This is a genomic window from Mucilaginibacter sp. P4_G9, from assembly GCF_056400985.1.
Window position 1 is genome coordinate 1 of sequence record NZ_JBFUKF010000211.1, and the last position, 9,057, is coordinate 9,057.

Annotated in this window: 3 protein-coding genes and 2 pseudogenes; all 5 read right to left on the reverse strand. The window is 38.7% G+C overall.

The features are described from left to right. A pseudogene (locus tag AC1DPZ_RS17015) lies at nucleotides 1–634 on the reverse strand (hypothetical protein); the annotation flags it as partial. Between the two features lie 251 nt (nucleotides 635–885). Beyond that, nucleotides 886–1,467 (reverse strand): RNA polymerase sigma factor, encoded by a 582-nt coding sequence (locus AC1DPZ_RS17020; RefSeq protein ID WP_477405527.1) that lies wholly within the window; start codon nucleotides 1,465–1,467, stop codon nucleotides 886–888. Between the two features lie 234 nt (nucleotides 1,468–1,701). Further along, a complete protein-coding gene (locus AC1DPZ_RS17025; RefSeq protein WP_477405529.1) occupies nucleotides 1,702–5,844 on the reverse strand; it encodes a hybrid sensor histidine kinase/response regulator in 4,143 nt (1,380 codons plus the stop codon). Between the two features lie 723 nt (nucleotides 5,845–6,567). After that, nucleotides 6,568–8,244 carry an RICIN domain-containing protein gene (locus AC1DPZ_RS17030; RefSeq protein WP_477405531.1) on the reverse strand — a complete coding sequence of 559 codons (1,677 nt, stop codon included), beginning with the start codon at nucleotides 8,242–8,244 and terminating at the stop codon, nucleotides 6,568–6,570. Between the two features lie 463 nt (nucleotides 8,245–8,707). After that, nucleotides 8,708–9,057, reverse strand: a pseudogene (locus AC1DPZ_RS17035) (hypothetical protein); the annotation flags it as partial.

A 9,057-nucleotide genomic window follows, 5' to 3' on the forward strand; every position in this document is an offset into this window, starting at 1 on the left:
CTTGTCCAACATTTAATTGTGTTAAAATACCGCGGCCAAAAATCTTTACATTTTCTGCGTGATCAACTATAAAGCTGCCGTGTACAATAGCTCCTCCGGATATATAAACTTTTTTATTTGAAGGCAGGAGCATCCGGCCTATTTCATGAATTCCGGGACCAAAATAAATAAGGTCCGCGTTTCCTGAAGCGGGTCGTTCGGTATCAATAGCATTCGCAAAGATCTGGAGGTTCTCAAGAATATTCCCGTTTATTTCAACAGAAACAAACTGTGAAGCATCCATAGAAAAGGTAATGGTATTTCCGTGTATTTGCGAAACAATCCCATAAACCGCCGGTCGGATTTTAACACTTTTAACTTTGGCATTATTTACCGTTACCGAAACATTTACCTTAGCCGAACAATCAAAATAAGTATAGGAAGTCTGCTTTACTGCAATCTTGTTATTAACCGAATGGGCAACGTTGGCATAATACACGTCCGGACTTTGCCAGGCTGAGCCTACCTCTTTTATCTTTACCTGGTAGGCTTTACTTATTATTGTACAATTAGGGGCTTTATAGTTAATTATTTCTGCAAAACTGCAAATTGTGGTTTGCAGAAAAATGCATACCGTAAATATTGATTTAAACATATATTATTTATAAACACTGAAATTTTAGAAAAGACAGCCTAATTGTATTTACATACTCATGTTTTTAAGGATAAATTAGAAAAAAGCCCGATAGCTTAAGGCTTATAACCAATTGATACCCGTATGTATGAAGAAGTCTTAATTACAGATGTTAATTATAGTTGTGAAGTAATAGTTTTAGCATATGTTAAATAAAATCATTGATGTGGATTGTAAACGCAATATCTATTTAAAATTGAGGTCTTGATTTTTTAAACGGCAACCCTGCAATCTGCCATGTATTTATCTTCGGACAGTTCTGTCCTCAACTGAAGTATCCCACGATGGACGTGATTAACTACCGATTGATACTTTATACCTGTAACCTCGGCTATCTGCTCATAGTTCCAGCCGTCAAAATATTTTAGAAATATCATTTCACGCTGCCGTTTTGGCAAGCCATTGAGTGCAACAGAGAGCTGCCGCTTCATTTGAAGATTAATTTCCTTGTTAACCAGTATTTCTTCCTGGGAAAACACCATTTCAATCTCAAAATCTTGTATAGTGTGAGTATACCGCACCTTATCACTTTTAATATAATTGATAGCAATGGAACGGGCGGATTTAAAAAAGTACACCTTAACGTTACTAATCGGGCCGAGCTTTTCCTTTTTTTCCCATAATTTAATAAAAAGATCCTGGAGTAAATCGTAGCATACATCTTCATCTTTCAATATCTTAAGAAGATAATGAAACAGACCGGGAAATAATTCATTATGGATACATTTGAATGCCCCTACGTCCCCACTGCGGGAATCTTCCCACCAACTTGATAACTGACTGCTCTTATTCATAAACGGTTTTGGATTTTCTTAATGCTACATACTTTATACATACAAAACTCAATATGCCGTGCACATTGGCTGGTTTGAAGAACAAAGAAATAACAATGAATAATTGGTTTAACAAGAGCTAATATGGTGCGAATTGCACATAAATACGGGGTACAAACAAGCCATTTAAAGGGTACAATTCGACCAAAAAAGGCTCTCTAAACCGGTTTAGAGACAAAACCAATGGATTACCTGTTAAGTGCCGCTAACATTGAAGCGTTTTTTAAATACCGGGCGCTTCTGACGAACAAAGTCGGAAGGATTAACCCCAAAGAGTTTAAAAAACTGTGTACGAAAGTATTTGATATTGTTGAAGCCGGTTTCAAGCGCAACTTCATTTACATTCATTTCTGATTGAATCAATAGCTCTGCCGCTTTACGTAATCTTATATACCTGATGAAGCTGTTGATTGAATGCCCCGACAGGAACTTTACTTTCCTGAAAAGGTTTGAGCGGCTCATCCCAATTTCATTTGCAAGTACATGGACATTAAAATGTTCATCTGTAAGGTGCTTTTCAACCACCTCGATACATTTTTCCAGGAAATGCTTATATTCTTCCGAAATGTTAATATTACTTTTTTTGAGTGTTACCGCATTATAAAAATAGCTTTGTAAATTGCTTCTCATCTGCAATAAATTGGCAACACGCGCAATAAGAATTTCTTTTTCAAAAGGTTTGTTTATATAATCATCCGCCCCACTCTCCAATCCTTTAATTTTATTTTCTGCTGATGAGCTGGCAGTCAGCAAGATCATGGGGATATAGTTGAGCAAAGGATCTTGTTTGATTATAGCACACAATTCAATGCCGTTTAAGCCCGGCATCATTACGTCACAAATAATCAAATCAGGCAGCTTTTCCTTTGCAACCGCGATACCACTCAAACCATCTGCAGCTTCACATATGAGGTAACTTTTTTCGAGTATACTTTTAATGTAACGCCTCAGTTCGTGATCGTCATCGATAATTAATATTACCTTTTTATCGGTAATTATTCCCTGGCCCTTAAAATCAAGCTGATTTTCAACTATGTTAGCAACCGGCAAACTATCGGCCAATTCATTTAAAAGTTCTGAAGATTGTGATCTCGTCGCTGCTATTTCCTTACCTGCAAAATGAGATGTACCCTTTTTCAATTGAAGTAAAAAAACCGTTCCGGTTGATACTTCGCTTATATAAGAAAGAGAACCATGATGTTCGGCTGTAAATTGCCTGGCAAGATACAAACCGATACCAAATCCGGCCTTTAACAATCCCGTGGTATCTTTTGACCGGTAAAACTTATCAAACAACCTTTCTTTAACATCCTCTGGAATTCCCTGTCCCGTATCTGCTACGCTGATATTGACAAATTCTGTATCTTCTTTGATACTAATGATCACCTTTCCGTTTTGTGGGGTATATTTTATTGCATTTGAAATTAAATTAAAAAGGATAATTTCAATCTTTTCCCTATCACCATAAATAACCAGGTCCTTAACATCGGCAATCAATTCATAATGCAGGTGCCCTGTTTTTGCCTGAGGAATAAAGCAGGACTTTACATCACGACAGACTTCAAAGATATTTATGGGTCCTATATTTAATTGAGAAATGCCATCGTCAGCTTTTCTGAATAAAAGCAATTGGTCAACCAGGCTTAACAACCTTCTTGCATTCCTGTATATAATATTCAGGTCCTGGCGGTCATTCTCCAAACTCCGGTCTAAAAGATCCTTGATGGGATTAATTATTAAAGATAAGGGCGTGCGGAATTCATGAGACATCCCTGTAAAAAACTCCAGTCTCTTCTCGTGTAATTCTCTTTCCTTTTCCTGCAGGGCTTTTTGGTTTTCGGCATTAGCTACCGCCAGCTTAATTTCATATTTCAAACGGGTTTCTCTAAACTTATAATCCAGGTACCAGTAAATAAAAGATATGACTAAAAGCACATACACAAGATAAGCCCACCAGGTGCGATACCACGGAGGCAGCACTATTACCTTTAAATAGGCTTGTTTTGATAACCATTGCCCCTCAGAATTGGTGGCATTAATTTTAAATGTATATGTTCCGGGGCTTAACCTGGTGTAAACTGCGGTTCTGTTGTGCCCGGAGTAATTCCATCCCCTGTCCCAGCCTTCCATTGTATACCGGTAGCTAATTCTTTCCTGGGCAGTGAAATTGATAGCTGCAAAATCAAAAGAAAGAGACGCTTCATCATAGGGCACCGTAAGCGAGGTAATAAGCTTCTTACTATCAGATTTTAGCCCGAAAAGATAATCACTTGAAGGGTGATTATTTATTTTTATCCCCGTAATAACCAGGTTGGAATTATCTTTTATCGGGACAATTTGTTCCGGACGGAACAGACTTAATCCGTTAATGCCGCCAAAGGCAAGTTCTCCGGTCGACAGGTGTAAGGAGGCGTTATAGTTGAATTCCCTGTTCAAAAGGCCATCACTCTCAAAATAATTAGTAAATATCTGTTTTTGCGGGTCGAATCTGGAAATGCCATTGTAAGTACTCATCCATAAGTGCCCAAAACTATCCTCTTCAATAGCCAAAATGGTGTTATTGCTTAATCCGTCATCTGTAGTGTACTTACGTACAATACGATGTTTATTCCTGTCAAAAAGCATCAAACCAGCCTCTGTTCCCAACCACATATTACCCCATTTGTCTTCATGTATTGATCGGACAGATTTGCCAACAGGAAAAAACTTATGCTTTTTATTTATCCTGTCAATTTCATAAATACCATCAAATGATCCTCCCCACAATTTTCCGTAATGGTCTTCGGTAATAGCCAGGATATTAATTAGTTTAGAATCAAATACACTGAACCGGTCATTTTGTCTGTCGTAGCGGTAAAACCCATCCTGCAATGCACTTGCCCAAAGATTATGTGCGCGATCTTCCTTCAACATCCAAAAAATTGAAGTGACCRGATTTCCCGCTTCATTAACTCCTTTATAAACTTTGAATTCTTTAGATTGAGGTAAATATTGATTTATCCCGTTACTATAGGTGGCAATCCATATTTTGCCGTATGAATCCTGCTGGATGCCTGTAATAAAATTGGAATTTATCTGGCGTGAATCCCCCGGGGAATGGCTGTAGTTTTCAAATGTATTTTCCCTTCTGTCCCAAATGCTCAGGCCGCCGCCGTCGGTACCAATCCAGATTTTTTTGTCTGAAGTTTCAAAAATAGATTTGACAAAATTGTTAATCAGGCTATTCGCATTTATCGGGTTATGAGCAATATTAATAAACCTGGATTTATAATCATCTATTATATTCACCCCTCCCCGCAGTGTGCCAATCCACTTTCTATTTTGCTTATCTACGTAAATAGCGTAAACAGCATTGCTGGATAGAGAAAACTGGCTCAGATTGCTGTTCAGATAATTAAACTTGCCGGTATTTATATTCAGAATGTTGATACCTCCGCCATCTGTACCGATCCATAGCGAGCTATCCCGCATTGGTTGAATACTTGTTATCCTGTTTGAACTAAGCTTCTCTGGCCCCTCGCTCAGCTCAAGGTTATAATAACCCAGTTTTATATCGTAACGATGTAATCCGGAGCTTGTTCCAATCCAAAGCTGACCTTTGTCTGCCTGCATACACGAAGCCGCTGTAATTGATTTATTAATGACCTCAACTTGTTTTTTTTCTTTATTGTACAAGCACAATCCGTGGTCTTTAACCATTAAATAAACATGTTGCAAGCCATCTGTACACAAGCTCGTAACGTTGTAATTCACGATAATTTTATGGTCATCAATAAGGGGGACACCGTAGCCGGTTTCCTGATGTTTTCGATCGAAGACTATCAGTCCGTTGTCCTGTGAAGCCACATACACAAATCCTGTGGCATCAGTTTTAATATCCTTTATGTAATTGCTGAGTTTTTTTGGCTGCTTATTACCAGGAAAAAAGGCATAAACCGGGGTGAATTTTTCAGACACCCGGTTAAAAATATTTATACCCTGCCTGGTTCCTATCCATAAATCATGCCTGGTATCTTGCGTAATACAGTTAATCCAATTATTTATGATGGATTTTGAGTTATTTGGATTATTGCGGAAGATCTTGAAATTATAGCCATCATAACGGTTTAAACCATCATATGTCCCAAACCATACAAATCCCTGGTCGTCCTGGTAAATGCAGCGGACTTCATTATTTGATAAGCCATTATTTATTGATAAATGATCTATTGCAGGATAACCGGTAGCAAAAGATAATAACGGCTGCAGTATCAGAACAACTACCAGGTATACAATGTTGATATAATTGGCTGACTTCGCAACTTTAGGATATAAGCAATTGTTAACCTCAGGATTCACTTTTACTTCTCTTATTAAACTGGTATCACTATCTGGGCCGGATTTAATTGTTATAAATCTAACAAGAAGCCTATTGGTTAGGATTCATCTGTACCCCGGGACTTGCTGATCTTAGTATATATAGAGTTCCAGTTAGAAGCGATCAATTTCGGGGGAATTTTAAGTTTCCTTATCCGAAAGGGAGGCACGGGCTCTATTTCATCTTTCTTTTTAATCATTTGTACAAATAAAAGATTTTCCATTCATTTTCTCAAATTATCCGGAAGCTTATATAATTGGCTGTCCTTCAAGGCAAACTAAGTCGGGTGCGTTTCTTAATTATTTTCTTTCAAAAGCTCTATATATTAAAGTTTTTTTTCGGCGAAACATTAGTGTTAAATATCACTACGCAATATAAAAAAGGCTCCCTGAAGAGCCTTCTAACCAATTATTAATCAATAGCTACCCAACCGGTATATCAAGATAATATATAGACAATTGTGATTGCTTTATATACTCACCATTTTCATTTTATTACGATAAATTATTTGACCTACGTAATTTAAACAATTGAGAATAAACGTAAAAAGACCATTGAAGGGCCTTTTTGCGTAATCAAAGCTGAGTTTATTTACCGATGCGCCCGACGATAGCCTGGTTTAAACAGGAAATGGCATGAACCTATAGTCCATGCCATTTTTTGTTTATAAATACAAGCTTTCCGTTTTTTTAGCTACATGTTTATCACGGTGCAATGGTCCATAACTGATTGTTGCTGGTTCCGCTTGCCCAGAATTGCATGATGGATCCATCCGCTGTACCACCTCCGGTATCCAGGCATTTGCCATTAGTGCGGTTTACAATTTTATAGTAGGATCCTACCGGTATTATTGTCCATTGTTGATTGGTGCTTCCGCCGCTTGCCCACTCGGCAACTGTAGAACCGTCGGCCGTGTGGTCATAGCTATCCAGGCACTTGCCACCTGTTACACAAGCTAATTTGTAATAACCACCGCTATACGTTATTACCCATTTCTGGTTATTACTACCGCTTGAGGCCCATTGCCCCACATTTGCTCCGTTAGTATTTACCCCTAAATTATCCAGGTATTTTCCGCTTGCGCGATTGACCAGTTTATAAGTTCCATTGGCTATAGGCTGCGTTCCTACAGAATGTGTTAAAGTTCCAAATCCTAACTGGTCATACCCTCCGCTGTTTGGCCCATAATCGCCGCCGCCGCCTTCGGGCCTTACATTAGCAGCATACTGCCCGCTAAAGGTTGTTCCGGTAATGCCATGTGATGCCTGGTAATTGTAGATCAGCTCCCAGCTTGGGCGGATATCTCCCCTACCGCCGGCGGCAATAACCGTTTGTGTTTGCCATGTACAATTTTGCCCATTAGCCCAGTTATAAGTGGTAAAAGGCACCTCGTTTCCAAGATTATAGCTGGCAGTATATTCGCAAACTGCCAATGCTTTGTTATTTTCATAAGCAAATAAATCCTGATTTTGGTTATAAGCCATTTGGCAGAAAGCCCCCAACAGAGAAATATCCAAACATTGGTGCCCCTGATCACGACCAGCTTCCTGCCCTTGTCCTAACTGACCTGAATTGTATAAAAAAGGCACAGCGTGATCAATTGAACCATTTCCGGCGCCGGTTTTGAAATAGGTTATTGCTTCGTCAAATTTGTTAGTGTCATCACATAATATGCCAATTGAAAGAATTGATGCCATACTGCACAAATCCCAGTTTGCCCAGTAATTTGTTATACAGGCGCCATTATGATTCACCAAAAAATCGTGGTTCATTGGGTAAAATACGTTAAGCATCATATTTTTAAAGCGTGTAAAGTCTGCTGCTGCCCAGCCGCTGTAGTCACGCATGATCTCGGCTGCATTGGCAAACTCGTAACCATATATACCGGCAGCAAGCCATCTGTCTGCAGATCCCTGGATCGATACCAGGGTAGATGACCATGCGTTCATGATAGCCACTGCCTTATTTCCACAGGCTACATCGCCGTTGATTTTCCAACGTAAAGCATTTTGATAAGCGGCAGCAATATCATTATACAATTTTGAATAGTTTTCCGGCGAGCCGGAACCCCTGTAAACGGTATCCACAGGCCCTTTCATGGCATAAGTTGATAGCGAGTGTGAGTTGGCTGTAAGTTTGTTCCAGCCAGACAGCCAGGGATCTGTCCCTGCGTTAACCATGGTCTGCATCCTGATCAGATCTGCCTGGGTATGCAGCATTCCGGGGTGAATGAATGTAGTGGTTGCGTTTACGGCAAGTTTAGAAACAGATGTAGGCTTATTGCTATCCGCATTTGCCGCCACTGGCAAAGATGACTTCTTACAGCCTACTGTAAACATCAGAAATAAACAGCTAAGAAAAATCAGGCTTTTTGACTTCATTTTTTTTAAATTTAGGTTAAGTTATAATTTGGTTAATTAATTGCAAATGAAATACCTAACAAAAACGCAAAACCGAACCCAAATACTTAGCGTGGAGTTAATTAATAATAAAATAAATTGCAACCAAGATAAGAGGACCGGCTTCTGTATTGACTAATAGGTAATAATTGTGAGTCAAACATATTGCAATTAATAAATAATAATGAGGGGCTAATTGACCATTTATGAGGCACTAATAGGCCAGGAGGAGTAATAATATTAAATTTAATCAGAAGATATCACAATTTATAACGGCAAGTTAAATCACCCGACGTTTACACCTGTAAGAAATTGACCCTAAAGCATGTAAGGACTTTAAATTTTTATCTTCCCGTTGTGTATACTTAAAGACAGCCACAAACAAGCAGACTTTTGCAGGTGTGTTTTATTCCTACATCACCCAAAAAAACGATCTGGATTCAAATTACCGGGAGGGAGTTGTTTTACCCTTACCGGGCTTCCAGATCTTGAAGTTTAACACAAATTTATTTTTTTGGATTAGTGAACGCCATTCGACAAATAAAATAGAGCACAGTAAAAGCAACCCCAATATTAAACTTGCAATTGATTTCCAGGAAAATCCTTCCTTGATTATGCTTTCCGCATTTTCTGAAACATATTTTCCCATATGCACAGTAATGGCATCGCTTGTAAATTTCCCTACAAAAAAAGTTGGGATTACATACCTTGCGCTTATTTTTGCCATACCACTGGCCAGGAATAAAGGTGTAGTAGGAAGAGGTAATAAGGTGTAAGCAAGTATGACTACCTGGC